Raw genomic sequence first — 19,581 nt, 5'->3', positions numbered from 1 at the left:
ACCGATATTTTCGGCAGCTGCTGCGTAGTTGATGAATTTCTGCCCCCAATACGTTTGCCCTGGATCGAGATTTTTCGGGATATACATCCCGTCACGCTGTGCGAGAGCGCCCTCCTCAGGGACCGTGAAATCAACCGGCGCACCATCAGTTTTCAGGTTATAGGTGGTTGATGCAGTCTGACATGCTAGTGGTGTTTCACCACTTCTTAAACTCTGTGATATATAAGAAACCTCCCCTATTGCACCAATATTTGGTTTTAATTCTCGGATTTTTCCCCAAACTGGATTCATTGATTCAACTGGGCCAAGTTCGGTGTCAGTAAGTTTTGCAACGACTGGAATAAATCCGCCACCGGTCGTAGAGAGAACTATAGAATCATCCCAGTTGTCGTCCCACAGTTCATTCCATGACGTAGGAGCATCTGATATTGTATCTGTATTATATGATAATGTATACACATAGGAATAGAGGTTAACATAAGGCCAGTCCGTCTCGGTGTCTGGTTGCGTTGCAGCTAATAAGGAACTTAGATTTGAAACAATACTTGGATCAAGCGTCTGTACGAGACCCTGTGCATATCCCCAGTGACAGTCTGGGGTGGTTGCCCAGTTCACGTGGACTGGAGGAGTTCGTCCTTGATTGATCGCCGTTCGGATCTTACCGTGCATCACCTCGCTTTCGGTATTGTTGTACTCAATCGTGATTCCGGTGTCTTCACTAAACGGTTGTGCAACGGCTTGATCAAGTGCTTCCTGCCATGACCCACCCCAGGCCCGCACAACGAGTGTGTCGGGCTTGTCAGGAATAGATGAGTTCCCTGAGTTGGAGTTAGATTCGTCTGTACTCTGTGAGGTCTGGTTACACCCTGCTAGACCAGCCAATGAGATGCTGCCCGTAGTTTGTATTAGCTGTCGCCGTGAGACTGTATGTCGCTTCTGTCTGGAAAGCCTTGACATAGCATACAATTAGTGTTCATATAATAGCAAGAATACTAACCCTCCATATGATGGGCGTTGGGTTCGATCTGTTCTCCCCCGTTCGTCGGAGTTGACTCGGCGAAATAGATATCTGTCTATTCGCTGACTAAGACCTATGAACCCTCGTGACTGGCGTACTCTTCGACCCGTGTAACTTATGCATTATTTCACCAGATGAAGTGAGCTTGTAACCACGTTTCCGAGGTCGATGGATCGATATGATTGAAACAGTTTGAAGAGGGAAAATTTCTACCTTATATTTCTTAAAAGATATGTTTGATCGCGGTTCTGAAGCTGTGGCTCTCGACGCGTTCCTGTGAGATTGTCGGCATCATCGACGAGAACAGTCCATCGTCGACATCGTGTTTCTCAGATAATTTGACTAGAAACTCGCGACCGATCAGAATCATATCCGTCGGAAACAGACGAGAATGAGGATTCTGTTGGTTTCTGGTTCGACAGCAGCATACAGCCAATACTGCTCATTATTGATCCTGATCGCCTTCTGATCAACAGCAACGCAATCCAAGCTCTCACCGCCAGCTGGCTGTAGGTCAGCCTTCTGAACCCAGTTATGAATGGCAGTTCGACTCTGTCTGACACCAAATCTTTCAAGTACCATATCTGTATTCGAGAGTGATAATCCTGTAAGATGATGTCGAATACCCCTATCAATGATCACGCGGTATCCGCTCTCGCTCCACAAACTCCAAGTCGATCACTCTGTTGACTCGGTGAAGCGGTTAGATTCGGAATAGAGCATTCGAAATATCGACCGCCTCATCCGTAACTTAACACCGAGCAATAGATGGGGCTGTTGGTTAAGTACGAGCGGATTCGAAGGTAAGCGTCCTCACTCCGTGATCGATGTGTAAACACGCTCAAACTGTACGTAAAAGCGGCTGTAACCTGAGACTGTGAATTCATATCGAGATTGGAGTGGTATAGAATTTCCACACCAATAGGTGAGTCTGCTATTCGTCCGGGTTGAACGGTCCTTTATATTTGGAGGTCACTTTCTCGCCTTCGCGCCATTGCCTGTAGTAGTAGCGGTGGTCTTTGATTTCCTTGATCGGAATCGTCGCTTTTGTGGGGACGTCGGCGGAATCGACCTCCGCTGATTGCGTGTTGTCGATATCGACCGGGATCTCGTCGATCGAGACGTTGTCGGGACTCTGTTGTTGACTCACTGGAAGTCACCTCTGAGAGCTTTCGACGGAGCCCTCGCCCTCTTGGGGGCACGAAAAACAGGTCGCGAAGTCACGCCGGCGGGAGGTAGACACTCTGCTCGCCGGCGATCTCCTCAAGGTTGTTCCGATGACGGTGGCTGAAGTAGCACTCGTAGCTGCAGTATCCACCGATTGCGCCGGTATCGTATTCGGCCACGTACGGGCCGCGGCGAGTTCGCCAGACGTTCGTCCCACACTCGGTACAGGCGGCGTCCTCGAGATCGGCAGGACTCGGTCCCTCGTACTCGACGTCGAGCCCCTCGTCTTGCGGAGTCGTTTCGGGCCAGATTCCGTGGGTCCTCCAAAATTCACGGACGCGTGCGAGGCTGTGGCGCACCGTCTTTCGGACGGTGACGTGGTCGGCGTCGCGACCGCTGTCATCCCAGCCGTCGGCCGTCCAGAACTCACCGAACTGTGCGCCGCGATGCAGCCCGTTCCAGTCGACACCGACGATGTCGGCTGGTGGCTCATCGGTGAGTGTTGGCCTGGTCAGCTGTCGAATGGCGTCGAGCTGCTTGGGCGGACTCCCTCCAAGGATGTGGACGCGCCGCCCTCTCCAATCGGCTGGGTCAGAGAACTCGTGGGCCAGGCGGTCGGCGTATCCCCGTGAATACCCGAGGACGAGGGTCTCGGGTATCGCATCGATTACCGCCTGGGACTTCGGAACGACGATGAGCTCGGCCTCGGGATAGCTCGCTTGGATCTCACGAGCAGCAGCGATGTGGGCGTCGACGGCATCTGGTTCGTAGATGTCGCCGATGACACCGACCTGTGGCTCGTGCTCGAAGAAGCGATCGACGAATCGATCCAGGTCGGGATTTCGGAAGTCGTTATCGAGCATCCCGACGGGGAGGGTGAGGTTCTGATACTGGGTCTCCTGATACCCACAGTCCTCGCGAAAGCCCGGAAGGAAGCCGAGGGCCAATGCGTCGGCGGCATAAGGAACTCGATGCAGGAACGCCGCGTAGTCTGCTTGTCTGGCGGCAGCGATATCACTAGCCGTGCTGGTGTTCGCATTCAAATTGAGAGACATAACTGAACTCGCGAGGCCGCTGCTGGCTGCCCCGCGCCCTTGTAGGGGCCCGAAAAACGGTGTCCAGTCTCTATTAACCAACAATCGGTGGACTTACTCGCAGATTGTTGGTTAAGAAAAGAGCTTACACTTCGTCTTCACGCAGCTCTTCAGCTTTCCACTTGAGGCGACGCAGAATCTGCGTTCGATTCTGGTGGGTGTTCTCGTAGGTAACACACTCTTGTATGGCTCCATATCGGTGATCGTCGCGATACCGGCCTCTACCAGTCGGTAATTCGGTGCTTCGAGACGCTTCCCAGGTGAAAATTCGTCGTCACTCTCGTCGCTGATTGTGGATTGTTCTATGCCTGACCATACGCGTTCTACACTTCCTCTTACCGTCCCTCAGAAGAACCAACGTACTCAGCCATTCTACGGATAGCCAGGATGATAGCGACATCCGCAGCACCAAACGCATCCCGATAGATACTGTCCACCACCTCTGTCATCTCCTCAAGCCTCGTTCCTTCACGCTCCTCTACATACCGAGTATTACGCTGAGTACACCCAGGGATATCCGGGGACTTTGCAGGGACTTGATGAGACGGAGTGCTTGGAACTTCTTCGACTTCCCCATCGACCTCGATCTCCGTTATATGAATCTCTCTTGATCTGTACTCGTCCATTCTCACGGCTAAGCTGTCTAGGTAGTCTTCGCTGCAGGAGTCGTGTAACACGATATTCACGGAGTTGTGGAACTGCATCAGATTCATTTCATCAACTGCTTCCTGAGACTTCAACAAGACCTGTCCTCGACGGTTAGAATCGACAGAATGGTTGTTACTCACGAGCTCTGCTTCGCCGGCCAAGCGAGATCGCCGTCCTCGTCTAAGCCGGCCACGTCCAGTACGGTGCCGTCGTCGGTTTCGTAGTACGGTTCCACGCGAACGACGTCGTCCCGTTGGTGGAGCCACAGCTCGAGGAGCCGGACGCCAACCTCGTGTGGCGTTTTTTCGCCGAGATCACCCGCTCCCAGCCCCACCTTCAATTCCCTCCCGAGGAGGTCTCAATCATCCGGGAGGACGGTGTATACTTGCGCCCCGCCTCCGCGTCCGCTTCCAGTAGCTCCAGCTCCGTGAGCCGCTCTATTTGGAGATCGTCGTATTCGCCTCCCGACAATTCTCGGTCCTTTGATAGTGTGTCGTCGCCGAAAACGAATTGGAAAGATGGTCACCCGGTTTCTTTCTCGTCGAGGCGAGACCAGTTTTCCGAACTAACACGGAGCGTAGCTTTGAGTGCGCCGAGAACGACGGGGCCGAAAAATAGCCCCATAACCCCGAATGCGTACCCTCCGCCAAGAATTCCGAGAAGGATAACGGCAGGGTTGAGTTTCGCATACCTATTGACAGCGAACGGGCGGAGATAGTCATCAGTAAGCCCGACGATGATCACGCTGTAGACGAGTAATCCCACAGCGAACGCCGGTTTCCCCGTGGGATATAGATAGCCAGCCGCTCCTCCCCAGATCGGAATCGTTCCGACCAGGGGAACCATAGCGAGGACAACCATAACGGCCGTCCAAAATACCGCACTCGGAACACCGGCTACTGCGAGCCCGACGCCGGCAACGACGGCTTGGACGAGTGCGACGAAGACGTGCCCGAAAAGGCCGCCCCACATCACGCCGTTGATTTCGGTATGCAGGTCACGCTGAATGTCCGCGGGAAGCGGGACTAGTTGAGTAAACCAGTCCAGCAGGTCGTCGCCGTCTTTGAGAAGGTAATAGAGGAGAAACAGCGCGAGTGCGACTCCGATCAGGTGGAACGTGACCGTCCCGAACGCGTCGATCGATATGTCAAATACGACCGTTCCGAGCTCCCGCCCGGAACCGACGAGTTCTCCGAGGATATCGATCTCCTACCCGGTGAGTTCTTCAACTTGAGATTCGATATCTTCGATCCATATCTCGTTACCCCCGAATTTTTCGAGGGCCTGCTCGGCACTATTGGCGACCACACCGATGACGACGACTAACGGTGTGACGAACCCGACAACTGCCAGCACGACGAGTGAGAATGCCGTCACCATTGGAGATGCATACTCTTCGAAACGAACTTGCAGCGGATAAAGCAGGTAGGCGAGAAGGACGGCACCGAGAACGTACTGGAGAAACGGCTGGATCAGCACACCGGACAAGGTGAGAAGAACAGCGACTAGCGTGAGAAGAAACCACTTCCGTGAATTCACGAACGCTAATCCGTCAACCAGCAACAAAAAAGATTCGCGGTTTTCGAGAAGTTGACCGAGGTTCTTCGTCAACCGTTCTTCGGAGCCGGTATCGACCCGTCTCAACAGGTTTGAGAAACCACCGCGGGGGCCGCTTTGGCTACCAGGCTCTTGCTATGGTGGATCTTCGGCCTCGTTCAGGAGCTCAACAGATTATCACCGAGCGCTCCGCGTTCACGTGTGGCGGTGCGTCCTTCAGAGGCGCGGGCCGCCGCCGAACGTCGTCGTGTCGGCCTTCCAGTCCTCCACGGCCGCCTCGTTAACGTCGCCTTCCCAGTGCTCTGTCGGGGCATCAGGTTCGGTCATAGTCGTATATTCAACTGACGGTGGTATAATACTTTTCTGGGAATAAGCATATTTTCGAAGGACTCAGAACACTTGCTGTAACAGCTCTGAATTCCGAACGCTCAACGCGTTCGCTCGCGAGATTCTGCTGCCGACGAAACAACGGTTGGAGGCCGACAGCTGGCGCGTTGTTCACGGTATCGCCGATTCGTTCTTGGTGACCCGCCCCCCGAGTCGACGACGATGACTGCGAGGACCTCGAGACGCTCGCGACGGAGATCACGGAATGCGTCGAGATTCGGCTCGAACACGAAGCCCACTACGACTGGGTCGCGTTCGTGCCGCAGCGCGAGAGCAACGCCGGCGCGCTAACGAGGTACTTCTACGACGAGAATCTCGACGCGTTCCGCGAGGAGTCCGCGGAAATGCCGTTTCACGAGAAAGCGGTGGAGAATACACTGCTGGTCGGTGGTGGTATTGTGACGATACTACTGGTGATCCTCGGGCTTCCTCGCACATTTGGTGTAATCTAGATGTTGCCAGTAGCCGTCAAAACTCTGCGAGACTCCGGTTTTGTGCTGTCGTCGTCGCTCTCCCGACCTGGATGAGTTCGAACTGCGCCAGATCGATATCTACGGCTCCGCCGATTTGGTTCCGAAGCTCGTCGTCCAGTGATGCCACCTCGATCGCCGTTAGTGGCCGCTGAGTCAACGCGTAGCTGCTCGCCAACCCTGTTGGTCTGATAGCGAGCACGGAATCGGCTGGCGCGTCCCCGAGCGCACACTCCGCATCTCGGTGGGTGTAAACTCTCGCGTGCAGCTCTTCTACCGGCAGCAACACAGACGCGTCCCCGTAGTCGAGATACCCACCCGCGTCGAAGAAATGTCCTATGCTCATTAAATTAAACTAATTAATTACTTTTACTTATTTCTTGTGCTGGCCAAAGGATTATTCGCCGCGAAGCCGGTGGGTGGGATAATGGGACGAGACCTCTACGTCTGTACCGCTGGTAATCTCGCAACGCGTTCGATTGTGTCACAATCACCGGATGCCACAGTCGCTGCGACGACTGACTGGCTTGAGTCGGAGGGGTATGATGTCGCACCTGTCACCGCCGGAGAGACAGTTGTCGGATACGTCGAACTGGACCACCTGCAGGATGTAGCGACCGACGATCAAATTCCAGCGCACACGAACCCAGTAACGCTCGAGGAGATCATCAGTACCGACGCCACGTTCGATGAGGTACTCTCGGCACTCTACGAGGCCCCGTTTTATTTTCTGGGCGGGCGGAATCGGCGGACGGGCATCTTGACGCGTGCGGACCTGAACACGTCGCCCGCGATGATCCACCTCTTTGACCGCATCACATTACTTGAAGAGCGCTTCCGTGAGCTCATTCTTGACGAGGCCCCTGACTGGAAGGAACGTGTATCCCTCGACCCGAATATTGTGAAAGATATCGAAGAGAGACACGCTGACGCCCGCCGATCAAACATCGAACTCGATGAAATCCATTACGCTCAGTTCTCAACGCTTGCGACGATCATCAGCAATATCGAGGTCTGCTGGGACGCCTGTGGCTTTTCGAGCGATCACCGAGCGTCGAGCCAGCTCGACGATCTGACCGAGTTGCGAAACTCCGTTGCTCACTCACAACTGATCGTTCAGCATACTGGCGAGGGGTTGGGAAAGGGGAGAACGATCGGTAAAGTCGAACAGACCTACACGACGCTTATGGACTGTCTGGACGCTCTCTAGACGTAACTACGGACAACCTCAGGAACATTCTCGAAGCCTCATCTGCCTTCGAGAATTCCAGAAGTACCGATCAGACCATTTCCTACGCAGGTTTAGCGAGCCATTCAGAGCGTGTCGAGGAACAGGAACTGGGCAACGGCGTACGCAGGCCCGCGCTCTGTTCGTGTCTCATCGAGCAACTCCTTCAGCTGGACAAGGTCACGGAGGACGCTGTCGGGATAGCCGTTGGAGTGTCGGTAGATTTGTGTAAACGGTCGGTATCGGACTGTTCGTTTGCGGGCTCTCTCCGTTGGATGAACCAGATTTATGAACGGTATCAAGCGACGACAGAGAAGGCTGATGCAAAGACTCTCAGCGAGCACCGCGTCTATGAGGTGTTGAAAGAGCAGGCGTTCCTCGGTGTCGTTGAATCAACTCGTACCGGTGGTGGCTGGGGTGAAGGCAGTTATCTTGAGCATCGGCTGGTTCAGGATACCGGCATCGTGCTGAAATCTGTCCTCCGGGACAGCCGGTTGGAAGACTTGGCCTAGCTCCCCTTTCGGTCGCTGACCACACCCCTGATCACGAGTGTATCTCTTGATACGTCGGAAACGTGGGGTGGGTATCTTCTCTACGAGTTTTACCTGTCTGGACTGACCGGACCCATTCACACTGCGGGGTGTGAGGTGGGTTGAACCCATTCACACTCTGGGAGGTGCCCTTTATACTGGGAACGACCTTTTTCGCCTTCTCGCCACTGCCAGTAGTAGTAACGGTTGTCGTTAACCTCCTTGATCGTGGCTTTCACCGGGACGTCGTCCGGCAGATCGTCAGGACGTTCTTCGATTTCGCTTTCATCTGAGTCCTCTTCGAGACGTGCCTCGCGAGCTTTGTGCTCAGCTAGCTCTTCAGCGTAGCGGGCAACGTGCTGTAGTTGCTCAGAAGAGGACTCATTGAGCGTATTGACGAGGTCTGTCGGGAGTTCCGCCGGCGGCGTCGGCGGCTCGTAGGACATCAGCGGTCGCCTCGTGTTAACCAACAAAACGCGTATCGGCATAGATTTGTTGGTTAATAAGATATCGCCCCGTCACGGGCTGAAGAGTATGAATAGCAAACTATTCAAAAATAGCAACCCGGGAACGCTGTCGATGTCAAACCAACGGCAATCAATTAAACCTCACCGTGGAGGAGGTCGATAATTCAATTGCTGCTGTGAAACTCACGAGCATTCTCTTTCTGACTCACGGTAGGAAACGTCGAGATCGAGATCGTCGTACATGCGATCGAGCATAGCGAGTGCTGACTGAAACGTCGCATAATGCTTCCGCATGAACTCTATCGTCTCGCGCCGAGAGATGACTGGATATCCTTCGACGTGGTCGGGGTTGAGCACCGAACGCTCGTTGAGGACGACTTGGAGAGGACCTTCAAACGATTCCTCCGGTTGTCGCTCAAATCCTGTTAGGATTCCAAACCGTTCGAAAAAACGCTGCCAGGCGTCGATGTCCTTCTCAAGGACGGCAAGAAAGAGCGGGTAGTCTCCGGGCTCGCGACCAACCTGATAGCCCCCTTGGGTCCACACGTAGACGGCGTCCACCTGTGTAAAGGCGAAGGGCCAGTCACCGAACTGTGGGAGTACGTACGCCTCTTCGATGGACGGTGGATTCACGGCGGCACTCGTGGCCAGCAGGTCTCGTGCCGCCTTACGGACGCGATCGTCGGTCACGAACAGTCCGTCATCATATCGAAGATACCCTGCATCCTCTAGTTGATTGACTGCTTGTCGAACCGTTTCGTAGGGGGTGTGGAGATGTTGGGCTACCGTTCGGATCGAATCTCCAGGATTGACTGCGAGCAACACTCTAACAGCAGTTTCATCAAACGGTTCGTACATCTAATAATTACCAATATCGTGGTAACAGTCAAATGGATTACTACACTTTCGGCTATGCCGTTCTGAACGGCCTATGCAATCCGTCTGACTGACTCAAGTCCCGAGACACCAGCCAGTCTGTCTCTGATCTCCTCCACGCCAATTGCCGTAGCCCACCGGACCGTAATTTCGACGGTAATGAGTGTTGCCGACAGCTGTGGCTCGATACTATCCAATTCGTCAATCGTGACGTCATCGATAGTTTCGGGCCGCGAGAGACGCTTCTCAGCGTCAGTGACGAGGTCCCCATCTGCGCTGCAGGGGATTCGAATCGTCACGACGGCAATTGTCGTCGATTCTGGGTCGGTGGTATTGGATACTGCCATATTTTCATCTCCGTTGAGGTGCGTCTCACGGGCCAGATGTTCGACAGCTGTACTCCGAGTGCGCGAGGGACGATTCGAACGTCCGTCTCGGTCGTGGCACGACCGTGTGTTTCCGAACTCCACCACTCGCGCATCCTCAAAACAAAAAATACGGACAGGGTTAGGTCGGCTCGAACGCCTCGATCTCATCGATGAGCTGCTTCGGCTTCTCGGCGTGGTCGATGAACGAGAGGACGTTCTCCGACCACCCTGAGATGTTGTAGACGTTCTCGTAGCCTTCTGGCGTCACCAGGTCGCCGTAGGCCGCGAGGTCGACGAGATACAGCGCGGTGTCCGCAGACACCTCGTCCCGATACGCATCGAACGCGTCCCTGACCGTCTGGGAATCGCGGGCCGTGAACGGCGTGTTGTCCCAGATCTGCATATCGGTGAAGACGACGATGCGTTCGACGGGCTCACCTCGCTCGCGGAGGTAATCGATTGTCTTCCAGCCGTTCGTCGAGTTCCCGACGTCCTCGTCGATCGCCAACACCGCCGCTTGGCGCTGCAGTACTGGCGTGTCGACGTGCATCGGAACGGTCTGGAAGTCGTCGCCGAACCCGCCGACGTCAGCACCCTGGTCGGCCAGGATCGCACCGAACAACGCACCGATCTCCTTCAATCGGAGCGTGCTGTTCGCGGACAGCGGCTGATCCATCGATCCCGACAGGTCGACCGCGACAACGGTATCGCCAAATCCGCCAGGCACCGTCTCGACCGCGACATCAATTGCGTCTTCGAGCCACTGCTCGACCGCCGGTGCCTGGACATCCGCGTCTTGCAGCGCGGTGTAGGCCTGGTAGTACCGGAACGGGTACAGCGGCGCGTGTCGGACGGCCTCCAGGTCGAGGTGATCCACGACGGTGTCCTCCGGAACGCCGGCTTCGAGCATATTCCGGAGGTTCCGGATCGACGCGAAGATGGGCAGCGTGTACTCGTCGTCCTTGATGAGCAGTTCCCAGGCGGCTTGGGTGTTGCCGCGCTCGGAAATAACCGTCTCCCACGTGTTCGGCGCCGGCAACGGGTCGACGTCGGGATAGTCGTCAAGGCCACCACGCATGAACTGCTCGAAGAGCGCTTCCTGCTCGGCGTCGACGGGCGTGGGGTGGACGCGGTTGAAGACGTCGTGCAGCGTCACCTCGCGCCGCGACAGGTCGTACTTGCCCAGCGTGTAGGCGTCGGCCATCTCCACCAGTGCGTCCTCGATCCCGCGTCGAAGCGGCCACGGCGCAGTCCCGCCGAACAGCTGATCGTGGACCGCGAGCGCGGTGGCCGTCTCGTCCATCCGCTGGATGATCGCCGGCGCCCATTCGCGGATGAGCGACTCGGGGGAGTCGTCCTTGAATCGGTCGTCGTTGGCTGCCAGTACGAGTAGCACCTGTGGGATGTCCCGCAAGTAGAGCTCCTGGCGAGCATAGGCCGCGAGCTTCAGGACGAACTCCGGGTCCTCGTTTGCGGCGGCATCGAACTGGCGAACGACAGCAGCCAGCTGCTCGTCATCGGTCTCGTAGAACGACCCCTCCAGCAGCTGGTTGATCGTGCGCTTGTACAGTGCGAGTCGGGGGTCGGCAGGCTCGAACGCTTCCCCACCTTCGTAGTTGGTGGTCCGCGTTGCCTCCGCGACCGTTTGCTTTGGCGTGTTGAATTCCATCCTATCACCCGGAGCCGCAACAGGCGACTCCGATTTTGGTGCTGCTCACACGTGGTGCGAGCAGCGAGTCTCGGGAGCGAAATTTCCCGAACCAGCCTCGCATCGCTCGGCTGGACGTTCCCGGCACGATTCGAACGTGCGACACCCGGCTTCGAACGCCGGTGTCCTCGTGAGGGTCGAAGACCCGAACGAGGGCTTGTCAGAGTTCACTCTGACGATGCTCTGTCCTGACTGAGCTACGGGAACACGAGTGGCCGAACAATTTCTGGAGCGAACGACGGGATTCGAACCCGTAGCGTGCCATCGACGTAGCGCTCCAGATCGACGGCCACTGGCGACACGGCGACCGGAAAACTGTCGGAGCGGGACCGGTGTCGAGCGTCCTCTCGGACGCTCTTTGTCCGGGATGTTCTCGATGGACTGCGCCACCGACAGGATTTGAACCTGCGAGTTCCTGGCGAAGCAACGCTCCGACTCGACGGTCGCCACGTGCGGTCGGGCAACCGGTGGTGCGACGGGCTATGACTCCCGTTGGTGTGCTTTGCGGGCGAAGAAACGCACCACCTCGACGACCACACGCTTGGGGAAAGCCGACCGTGACAGCGTCACAGATCCGTGGCTGCCCGCTATGTCAGACACGGAAAAAACGCTGTCAGGGCCAGCCTCCCCGAGTGCTCCCGAGGGGAATCGAACCCCCGACCTCCACCTTGAAAGGGTGGCGTCTCTCGCCAACGGAGACTCCGGGAGCGCAGTAGGGACGAAATCAAGCGCTGAGGTGCGGCGGACACCCACGGATTATCGCAGGCGTTCGAAGCCCTCGAGTTGCCCGTGCGTGAACGTCACTTGATACGTGACGAGTGTATCGAGATCCTCGAAGGAGTGTTTGAGCTTGAAGCGGCCGTGGTAGTCCTCTCGTTTGATCCAGCCGTCGTGGACTCGGTTCCGACTGCCGGCCATGTAGCGAAAATCGTCCTCGTCGACGTCGTCACGGCTCGCGTATGGCCGGTCTTCCGGCGGGACCGCTTCGGTGTGCCACTCCTCTTCGAGGAGCCGACCGTCCGCCGTAATCCGAAATGTGGTCATGGTCGGTCGATCGATGCCTTTCGTCTGCCAGTCGACGTCCTCGGCAGGAGCAAGCCCGTCGGGGTACTCCGGTAGATGGACGTCGTCGTAGAGTTCGACTGTATCGAATAGTCCCATTGTTGTCCTCCATTGCGGGACCAGGAGTCGAACCTGGGCCTCGGGGATATGAGCCCCGTGGCCTGCCATTATCCTATCCCGCAGCACACAATTCGGAACTCACTCATGGACATCTCTCAGTTCTCCACAGCTGTCCGTCCCTCAGTTTCGTCGGCTGGAAGTGAGAGGTCTCGGGCTGTTGGAGAATGCTCCAGCCCGGATTCGAACCGGGGGCTCGGCCGTGAGAGGGCCGTGAGTTTGGCCGCTACTCCACTGGAGCGGGTTGGCCTCGTCTGGAACGGGTCGTCGGCTAGTGGGACGGGCAGGATTCGAACCTGCGTGTTCTCGTTACAAGTGAGATGAAGGAACTCTCACCGTCGCACCGGGTCTCCGGTAAAAACTCGGCGAGAGTGTGTGAATGCCAGGCTCTTCCACCGTCCCGCAGTCTCCCCAGCACGACTCGAACGTGCGTCTCCTCCTCTACAGGGAGGCATCGTAGCCGCTAGACCACAGGGAGAAAATGTCGCCGCGAGGATTCGAACCTCGGAAGGACCTACGCCAGCGGGTCTGAGCCGCTTCTCGTTGACCACTTGAGTACGGCGACGGAACGGTGAAGCAAGGATTGTCTCCCAGCACGACGGCCGGATGCCGCCACCAGGATTCGAACCTGGGAAGGACTAACCACACGGGTCTCGACCGTGTCCGTTCGACCACTCTGGCATGGCGGCGCAATTCGAGAATCGCCAGCGACTCTGCGAATCACTTCGGTACGCAGCGGCAGGAGAGCGATTTGAACACTCGTGTCCTTGCGGACGCTACGGTTCCAACGCAGTCCCTTGACCAACCTAGGGAAACCCCGCCAACGGTGAGACGGAGAGTCGAACTCCGAAGCCCCGCGGCTCTCGGTTTCACACCGAGCGCGGTCGCCTATCCGCATGTCTCACCATCTCCGTCGGAACTTGCTCCGATGAGCCCGCCTCGCGTTTCTCACCAGGACACCGGAAGATGCGCATTACTCAGCTTCTGAGCTTTACTACCGAGGCGAATGTGTTCATCAGCATCCAGTCACGGCAGGGATGGTGTCACCTCGTTCCGTGGAAGTATGCGCCGTCCTCGGTGACGCAGATTTCCACGCTTCCAATCGTGTCGATAGACGTTGTTTCACCGAGCGGGACGTGACGGAACGCTTCCTCCTCGCAGGCAGGGCAGACATTCGTTGTCATGACGCCGCGACCCGGATTCGAACCGGGAGACCGATAGCAGACGGCCACGGCATAGCAGGCCGCTGGGTTCCCCAATACCCAGTCGCGGCACAGTGAGCCGACGCGGATTCGAACTTCGGTCCTGTGCGCCCAAGGCACAGATCGTCGTCCGCTGGACCATCGGCTCACTGGACTGCCGAGCGTTCGGCAGTTGATTATCTATCTGTACGACTTTCCAACTGCGCAACCGCGACCGAGTAGTCGTGGTTGCGCGTCTCATCGCGGGGGCGTACTTCGGGCGCTCCCGGGAATACCACACCGGCTCATGTAGGTTGCAGACCCTGCTGGGCCCAGCATCGTCGGAACGATCCAGCTGATCGCACCAACGGGCTGCCTACCTCGATGGGTATCCCCACGTGGCCACGCCACGCATCCACGCCGACGCCGGGATTTGAACCCGGATCACGGCCGTGACAGGACCGTATGCTCGCCGGATTACACCACGTCGGCATGTCGCCCCGGCCGGAATCGAACCGGCGACCTCCGGATTCAAAGTCCGGCGTCCCTCGCCAGCGGAGACTCCGGGGCTCGACGTAGCCGCAGCTCTCGCTGCGGGGCTGTTGGCTAACGACTTCCGTACGCTCAGCGCGGACGAAGTCCGCTCGCTCCTGTATCGAACGAACGGAAACCAATCAGCCGCGAGCCTGGCACCCCGCACTCACATCAGGCTGTGTCCTGAGCGAGTACTGGGCACAGGCAGGCGGCAATCCCGTGTTCCCCGACCCGTGACGGGTAGTCCGTATGGGGGCCGAGTTATGCGGGTGAGAGTGTCCGGACGTCGCCGGATTGCGTCGAACTCTCGTATTCGAAGTCGACGTGGATCCGGCGGTTTGCGCCCGGGTTCTTCGCACGCTGATCTTGTAGGCACTCGCCGAACACGGGACCCGCGGCTAAGCGAGAACGAGCACGCCGCGGGGTGAGGCGAGTGATGATCATCGTGTTGAACTCTCTCGGTTTGAGGGGTGTATCGGACGTCAGCCTGAAATATCGTGGCAATTGTATTAAAATTAGTTAGGGTGTGTTACCCACAGACACGGCAGTCACACTCCAAGATACGGTTGCACACGACGTTTAATGTCCTAGCATTGGCTGTCGTCGATAGCCGGACGCTGGCCGGTGTTCTCGGTTGGACCCACAGAAACTATTTACACCAACCTGCTCTCTGTGGCGATAGATGACTGGCCGATCGCCGGTCCGGTGCTAGCCGGGAGCCCAGTCACACGGCGTGACTGACGGTTCTCGGTTAGATACCAATGACCGAGAATACCGACTCAAACGAATCTCAGAAGCTAGGGAGTGCAAACAGCGGGTGTTCCAACCACACAGAACAGCGATCATCCTCCGGATGCCAGTGCAGTGGTGCTTCCCCGCCGTGCGATGCATGTGACACCACCCAGTACGACAAACTCCACGAAGTCTCTCTCGGTGAACGGGCATATGATGTGTGTGGTGATTGCCTCCAGCTCCTCGTTGACGATGTCGAGGAGTACCACTGGTGGGACCGCCTGACTGAAGCGCACTACAATCGCGCTGCGGAGTTTCTCCGCTCCCTCGATGCAGTCTGGTGCGTCAAAGATCAGGCGTACGCTGGCGGGGAACTGTGGGTCCACACGCCCTATTGCGATGCTGCAGTCGTCAGAGATGTGTGTGACCACTTTGGCTTTCAGATTCGCTGGTTTAGCGTTGTATACCCCGTTGACGATGGCTTCGAATGCGTCTCCGAGCACGGCCCCTGTGTCGAAATCAACCTCACGTTTACAGCCCACCGTTCGGATCCACTCCCGCTCGAATACGACATTCAGAATGACGTGACGTACCACGAGATCGAGTGGCTTGATGAGTATCGGCGCCTGTTCACGTCGCCTCCCGAGTAGTTCGGACTCGCAGATCGAATTGCCTCTCCAAAATACGGTTGCACAACCGTCCCACTATTTGACGACTCGATTTGAGCGCCAAGAGTCTGTATTCCACTCTCACCGATATGGTTATGAATACATCGGAGAGATTGGAATCTATGAGAGGGGGCGGAGCTACGGGTTATCGACTGTTTGCGGGATCGGTCCTGCACGGTTGGCGAGTTAGCCGATGCAACATTAAACCCAAATCGTGCGAGACTTTATCCGTCGGCAGAGGCAAGGTCTGCCTGACCAATGAGTCTGGACGACGCGGTTGAGGAGGCTCTCGCAACATACGGGATGTCGCGGAGCGAAGAGGCCGAAGAAACCGGCCGCACGGTCGCGACGCTCCAAGACTAGCGCACGCCGCTTACTCGAGGGTCCGAATTTTCTCTGCGAACTCCGTCTTCGATAGCCCAGGGGCCTCCATCAGCTCGGGGTTGTCGGTGCGCTCAACTGCCTCTTCGACGAATTCGATCCAGAGTTCCTCGTGCGCTGTTGCGTAGACTGTTTTCGCTTCTGCAGGATACATATCCAGCTCGTATACCGTCAGGTCGATCTGGACCTCGTGTTTCCGCTCAAGCGTTGTCGCTCCGAAGTCAGAGAGATGTTTGAGGAGCACATTCTTCCGACGAACCGTCAAGAGACGCTTTGACTCGTTAATATACTCGTTCACCCACTCCCGCCAGTCGTAAGTCTCTGAGTCGATTTCTACGGAGGTCTCTGGCATCGAGAAATCGGGAGCAATCCGACGAAGGTAGAACTGAATCAGGGCAACAGCAGTCCGATGGTTCGCATTCGGAAGCGCGTGTTTGAGAATGAGATTTGAGGCGAGACGGCCTGCAACATCAGTCGCGTTGCCCTCCCACGACACCCGGTTGAGCGCGTCTGGGAGTGCATCGATGTCGATGTTCTTGTACGCTTTAACGGGAACTCCTTCTTCTTCCTCGTTCTGGGCTATGAGCGCTTGATAGATCTCGAGGAGCCGAGCAACGATGGTACCGTTATCAGCACCCATCTCTGAGAGTGCCTCGCCAAGATCGAATTCGAGATCGCCGACGTCCCCACCACCGACACGGGAGGTATAGATACCGAAGAACTCGCTGTCAAGATCGTACTTGCGAACCTTCACCGCCACGTCATCGTCGTACTCGACAATCCTGCCAACGATCTCTGATGGAGCCTCGTGGACAAAATCAAGAGAGAACTGATTGTCGCCCGGATGGTGATAATAGACGTGACCCATCTACCTGATTCGCTGTACTTGGGGGAGCATCTTAATTCACGCTACCTTTCGGACCGACCTGGCATCGGGATTCCATCGAATCGAGTCTCTCCCAGTCGACGTTGATTCGGAGATGATACTCACTGTCGTAGCTTCCCTGTTCGGATCGCATTAGGTCGAGGAGCGGACACTCGCTCGTGAATGACTTGAGGAACGTCTCACGGGCCGGGAGGTCGAAGCCGAGCTGGTCGGCGAGTAGACGATCCGTTTGGTCGCAGCGCCGTTGTCGGGTCGCTGGAGGCACTCAACGACCGTCGCCCACGAATAGTCTCGATCCTCCGCGACGACTATCGCCTGTACGAATTCTCGGATGCCACCACAGAGTTCGGGATGGTCGGTACAGTCAACGGTCGTCTTTTCCACATCTGCGACGTTCACGGCGGTGCCCTCGATGAGCCTCGACTCGTAGCCGAAGAATTTGATCTTGAGCGGAACGGCTACGTCCGTGAAGTCGGTCAGTCAGGCTAACCTCCGGGACTAACGGCAGACTATCGCTCTCTATTCTCTGACAACCACTCCTAATCTGGACGGGGCGCGTTCTCGTACTTGACCATCTTCTCGGGCTTATCGGCGATGGTGTCGTAGATCTGCTGAAGTGTCTCCTCCGCGGCGAGCAGATTGTGCGTCTCCAAGAACTCGCGGCCGTCTTCGGTGAGGCCGTAGAACTTCCAGGGATACCCCTGCCGGCGCTGGTCGTCGTCCAAAGCGACCTCCGTGACGATGCCGGCGTCGATCAGCTTCTGGATGTGCTTGTAGACGGTCGCATCGCTCACACTGGGATTGAGCTCCTCGAGTTCGTACATCGATGGGAGCTGTTGGGGGTGAGCGAGAATATCGCTGATAAGCGAAAACCGTGTCTGCTGTGTAATGAAGTGGATGACTTCCCGTGGTGTCGTGTCGTCACCGACACCCGAACCAGCCTCCATAACGATGTATTCGACCGGGCGTAGTAAAGTAGTTTACCCGAGAGTAAACTACCGAGCCGACTCACTCTGATGAGTGTACCGCCAAGTGAGTAGGATAGGATAATTCACTGGTCCTCACGCTCTTCCCACTCCGGACGTGGTGTCGGGGACGGGAGTTCGTCAACCAGAGTTCGAAGTTCGTCCTCTGTCGTCCACGGGAAGCACCGTTCGTGGAGTTCGAATTTGCGGAACTTGTTGAGATGAACCCAACTGTACGTTGCCGGCTCTTCGTCCTCATCTGGCCGGTCGTCGATCACATCCCACACCTCCTGTTCGTCGATGTCGAGACCGCTCTCTTGGGCGCGATCAACGAGCGATTCAACGTTTGCTTGGACGTCATCCGCCGACAAATCGTCTGTGAACGCTATCTCAAGGGCGGCCTGAATGACGTGCTGTGGCGAGTCAAGGTTCTCGTCAGTCACCCACGCGCAATCACGTGGGAACACGTACGACTTGTCGAAATACGGCGGGTCATCGATCTCGCCTAATTCAGGCGCCTCCCCACCACTCTCCTTCTCGAAGACCCCAACGATGTAGTCGCTGTACGTCGCGAGCAACGAAAACATAATATCGAACGTATTGAGGCGGTCAGTCGGAAGTTCGAGGAGATCACCCATGATGAACGGATAGGCACCGAGCTGCTTCGTGAGTTCGTTCTGGACGGCGCGAAGCCGGCGGATATAGGGGTCGCGATAGCTCCCCAAGATAAAATACGATGTCCGCTGACTCCAGAGATACGGCAATTCACGCTGGGTGAACCGCCAGATTTCCCGTTTCTCTGCAGGCTCAAGTTCGATGCCCCCGACGGCCTCGTGAACAACGGTCATAATCTCCCCAGCGTCCGGCGGCGGGCTTGGGTCGGTCATTAGCTGCCGATTCAAACCACACCACCTTATCCCTTCTGAATCACTTTGGTTTTTTCTGGATTAACCAACTTGTATGACCCAAACTGTTATAGCGTCCTATCTCGTACCAGCACGTATGAGCGAAACCGACACGGGCGCGGCCGATGCAGGGCCGTTCGCGGAACAGCAGCGGCTGTTCAAGCTGCTGTCCCAGGATACGCGCCATCTCATCATCCAGGAGCTGCTGGGCCATCCCGCTCATCTAATGTCGCTCGCCGAACTCGAGTATATGACCGGGAAGAGCCAGGCGGCCATCAAAGACCAGTTGGAGACGTTGATCGACGCCGGGCTCCTCGCACGCTACACGTACGACCCAAGTGAGGGGAAACGTGATCTCCCCGCCCAGTTCTACGGATTCACAGAGCGGGGGGTCGAGGTCCTCCACGACTACAAGTATCTTCGTGGGCTTCCGGTCGCACGTGCCCTCTACGAAAACACGCGCAAGACCGAGAAAATCGAGCGCCACGAATCGGCCCCTCGCCCGGAGCTTCCGGATGCCGTCGCGGAAGCCCTCGAGTTCGACGAGCCCGATCTCGACGCCGTCGATGGTGGCACAAACACATAGTTCGTCGTCGAACAGTACCGTTCTCGACGCTGCAGAGAAGGTACGC

The 19,581-nt window shown here is 56.7% G+C and carries 17 protein-coding genes, 13 tRNA genes and 7 pseudogenes; 4 read left to right on the top strand and 33 right to left on the bottom strand.

The genetic code is table 11. The features are described 5' to 3' along the window. From BLV25_RS15140 to BLV25_RS15110, 8 genes and pseudogenes are all read right to left on the bottom strand, one after another. Positions 1-780: extracellular solute-binding protein (locus BLV25_RS15140; RefSeq protein ID WP_176819510.1), on the bottom strand; the 780-nt coding region annotated here is incomplete at its 3' end. A 365-nt stretch (positions 781-1,145) separates the two neighbouring features. Then, positions 1,146-1,700 (bottom strand): annotated as a pseudogene (locus BLV25_RS15135) (IS6 family transposase). Positions 1,701-1,952: 252 nt separating this feature from the next. Continuing rightward, on the bottom strand, positions 1,953-2,168 hold the full coding sequence (locus BLV25_RS15130; RefSeq protein WP_092734871.1) for a hypothetical protein: 216 nt from the start codon (positions 2,166-2,168) through the stop codon (positions 1,953-1,955). Between the two features lie 70 nt (positions 2,169-2,238). Next, positions 2,239-3,240 carry a DUF6610 family protein gene (locus BLV25_RS15125; RefSeq protein WP_092734868.1) on the bottom strand — a complete coding sequence of 334 codons (1,002 nt, stop codon included), beginning with the start codon at positions 3,238-3,240 and terminating at the stop codon, positions 2,239-2,241. A gap of 124 nt (positions 3,241-3,364) precedes the next feature. Next, positions 3,365-3,585, bottom strand: a pseudogene (locus tag BLV25_RS18035) (hypothetical protein). A 29-nt stretch (positions 3,586-3,614) separates the two neighbouring features. Next, positions 3,615-3,983 (bottom strand): hypothetical protein, encoded by a 369-nt coding sequence (locus tag BLV25_RS17560; RefSeq protein WP_176819508.1) that lies wholly within the window; start codon positions 3,981-3,983, stop codon positions 3,615-3,617. Positions 3,984-4,055: 72 nt separating this feature from the next. Continuing rightward, positions 4,056-4,386: pseudogene (locus tag BLV25_RS18190) on the bottom strand (hypothetical protein); the annotation flags it as partial. Positions 4,387-4,449: 63 nt separating this feature from the next. Beyond that, a pseudogene (locus BLV25_RS15110) lies at positions 4,450-5,466 on the bottom strand (AI-2E family transporter). Positions 5,467-5,911: 445 nt separating this feature from the next. Between BLV25_RS15110 and BLV25_RS15105 the strand changes: the two are divergent. Further along, positions 5,912-6,173 (top strand): annotated as a pseudogene (locus BLV25_RS15105) (type B DNA-directed DNA polymerase); the annotation flags it as partial. Between the two features lie 166 nt (positions 6,174-6,339). Here the strand turns inward: BLV25_RS15105 and BLV25_RS15100 are convergent. Further along, the gene (locus tag BLV25_RS15100; protein ID WP_092734865.1) at positions 6,340-6,687 is read right to left on the bottom strand and encodes a hypothetical protein; all 348 of its coding nucleotides are present in this window, start codon (positions 6,685-6,687) and stop codon (positions 6,340-6,342) included. A gap of 81 nt (positions 6,688-6,768) precedes the next feature. Between BLV25_RS15100 and BLV25_RS15095 the strand changes: the two genes are divergently transcribed. Next, entirely contained in the window at positions 6,769-7,551 is a 783-nt protein-coding gene (locus tag BLV25_RS15095) for a CBS domain-containing protein (RefSeq protein WP_218128651.1), read from the top strand. A 107-nt stretch (positions 7,552-7,658) separates the two neighbouring features. On the opposite strand, the pseudogene BLV25_RS18120 reads toward BLV25_RS15095, so the two are convergent. Continuing rightward, positions 7,659-7,855: pseudogene (locus BLV25_RS18120) on the bottom strand (hypothetical protein); the annotation flags it as partial. On the opposite strand from BLV25_RS18120, the pseudogene BLV25_RS15085 reads away from it, so the two are divergent. Next, a pseudogene (locus BLV25_RS15085) lies at positions 7,848-8,081 on the top strand (cell division control protein Cdc6); the annotation flags it as partial. The pseudogenes BLV25_RS18120 and BLV25_RS15085 overlap by 8 nt on opposite strands. A gap of 116 nt (positions 8,082-8,197) precedes the next feature. Here BLV25_RS15085 and BLV25_RS15080 read toward each other — a convergent pair. The 23 genes from BLV25_RS15080 to BLV25_RS14980 form a co-directional block, all read right to left on the bottom strand. Then, positions 8,198-8,545 (bottom strand): hypothetical protein, encoded by a 348-nt coding sequence (locus BLV25_RS15080; RefSeq protein WP_092734862.1) that lies wholly within the window; start codon positions 8,543-8,545, stop codon positions 8,198-8,200. 204 nt (positions 8,546-8,749) lie between these two features. After that, positions 8,750-9,424 (bottom strand): MarR family transcriptional regulator, encoded by a 675-nt coding sequence (locus tag BLV25_RS15075; protein ID WP_092734859.1) that lies wholly within the window; start codon positions 9,422-9,424, stop codon positions 8,750-8,752. Positions 9,425-9,495: 71 nt separating this feature from the next. Then, positions 9,496-9,789, bottom strand: a complete 294-nt coding sequence (locus BLV25_RS15070) for a hypothetical protein (RefSeq protein WP_143114479.1) — start codon at positions 9,787-9,789, stop codon at positions 9,496-9,498. 160 nt (positions 9,790-9,949) lie between these two features. Then, entirely contained in the window at positions 9,950-11,479 is a 1,530-nt protein-coding gene (locus tag BLV25_RS15060) for a TROVE domain-containing protein (RefSeq protein WP_092734853.1), read from the bottom strand. Between the two features lie 115 nt (positions 11,480-11,594). After that, positions 11,595-11,725, bottom strand: a tRNA-Arg gene (locus BLV25_RS17555). Between the two features lie 426 nt (positions 11,726-12,151). Continuing rightward, a tRNA-Glu gene (locus BLV25_RS15055) sits at positions 12,152-12,227 on the bottom strand. Positions 12,228-12,274: 47 nt separating this feature from the next. Continuing rightward, positions 12,275-12,679 carry a hypothetical protein gene (locus BLV25_RS15050; protein WP_092734850.1) on the bottom strand — a complete coding sequence of 135 codons (405 nt, stop codon included), beginning with the start codon at positions 12,677-12,679 and terminating at the stop codon, positions 12,275-12,277. Positions 12,680-12,691: 12 nt separating this feature from the next. After that, positions 12,692-12,762 (bottom strand) — tRNA-Met (locus BLV25_RS15045). A 103-nt stretch (positions 12,763-12,865) separates the two neighbouring features. Continuing rightward, a tRNA-Glu gene (locus BLV25_RS15040) sits at positions 12,866-12,938 on the bottom strand. A 34-nt stretch (positions 12,939-12,972) separates the two neighbouring features. Next, positions 12,973-13,099 (bottom strand) — tRNA-Thr (locus BLV25_RS17550). A 4-nt stretch (positions 13,100-13,103) separates the two neighbouring features. Further along, positions 13,104-13,175, bottom strand: a tRNA-Tyr gene (locus BLV25_RS15030). A gap of 4 nt (positions 13,176-13,179) precedes the next feature. After that, positions 13,180-13,262, bottom strand: a tRNA-Leu gene (locus BLV25_RS15025). Positions 13,263-13,304: 42 nt separating this feature from the next. Beyond that, positions 13,305-13,386: transfer RNA gene (locus BLV25_RS15020), tRNA-Leu, on the bottom strand. Between the two features lie 47 nt (positions 13,387-13,433). Continuing rightward, positions 13,434-13,519 (bottom strand) — tRNA-Ser (locus tag BLV25_RS17545). 221 nt (positions 13,520-13,740) lie between these two features. Further along, a complete protein-coding gene (locus tag BLV25_RS17540) occupies positions 13,741-13,881 on the bottom strand; it encodes a hypothetical protein (protein WP_157969412.1) in 141 nt (46 codons plus the stop codon). Positions 13,882-13,883: 2 nt separating this feature from the next. Then, positions 13,884-13,970 (bottom strand) — tRNA-Ser (locus BLV25_RS17535). Between the two features lie 4 nt (positions 13,971-13,974). Next, a tRNA-Pro gene (locus BLV25_RS15015) sits at positions 13,975-14,047 on the bottom strand. A 249-nt stretch (positions 14,048-14,296) separates the two neighbouring features. Beyond that, positions 14,297-14,370, bottom strand: a tRNA-Asp gene (locus BLV25_RS15010). A gap of 3 nt (positions 14,371-14,373) precedes the next feature. Next, a tRNA-Gln gene (locus BLV25_RS15005) sits at positions 14,374-14,449 on the bottom strand. A gap of 805 nt (positions 14,450-15,254) precedes the next feature. After that, entirely contained in the window at positions 15,255-15,686 is a 432-nt protein-coding gene (locus BLV25_RS17010) for a hypothetical protein (protein WP_143114478.1), read from the bottom strand. Between the two features lie 499 nt (positions 15,687-16,185). Continuing rightward, a complete protein-coding gene (locus BLV25_RS14995) occupies positions 16,186-17,061 on the bottom strand; it encodes a hypothetical protein (RefSeq protein ID WP_092734844.1) in 876 nt (291 codons plus the stop codon). Positions 17,062-17,618: 557 nt separating this feature from the next. Further along, complete coding sequence (locus BLV25_RS14985; protein WP_089767424.1) at positions 17,619-18,026, bottom strand: MarR family transcriptional regulator; 408 nt, start codon at positions 18,024-18,026, stop codon at positions 17,619-17,621. 104 nt (positions 18,027-18,130) lie between these two features. Continuing rightward, positions 18,131-18,931, bottom strand: a complete 801-nt coding sequence (locus BLV25_RS14980; protein ID WP_092734841.1) for a hypothetical protein — start codon at positions 18,929-18,931, stop codon at positions 18,131-18,133. 115 nt (positions 18,932-19,046) lie between these two features. On the opposite strand from BLV25_RS14980, the gene BLV25_RS14975 reads away from it, so the two are divergent. Further along, a complete protein-coding gene (locus BLV25_RS14975; RefSeq protein ID WP_092734837.1) occupies positions 19,047-19,535 on the top strand; it encodes a helix-turn-helix domain-containing protein in 489 nt (162 codons plus the stop codon). Positions 19,536-19,581: the final 46 nt, after the last annotated feature.

The organism is Halopenitus persicus (genome assembly GCF_900107205.1).
Lineage (GTDB): Archaea > Halobacteriota > Halobacteria > Halobacteriales > Haloferacaceae > Halopenitus > Halopenitus persicus.
The sequence above is the reverse complement of the archived record's forward strand: the minus strand, read 5'-3'. Positions and strand labels throughout refer to the sequence as shown.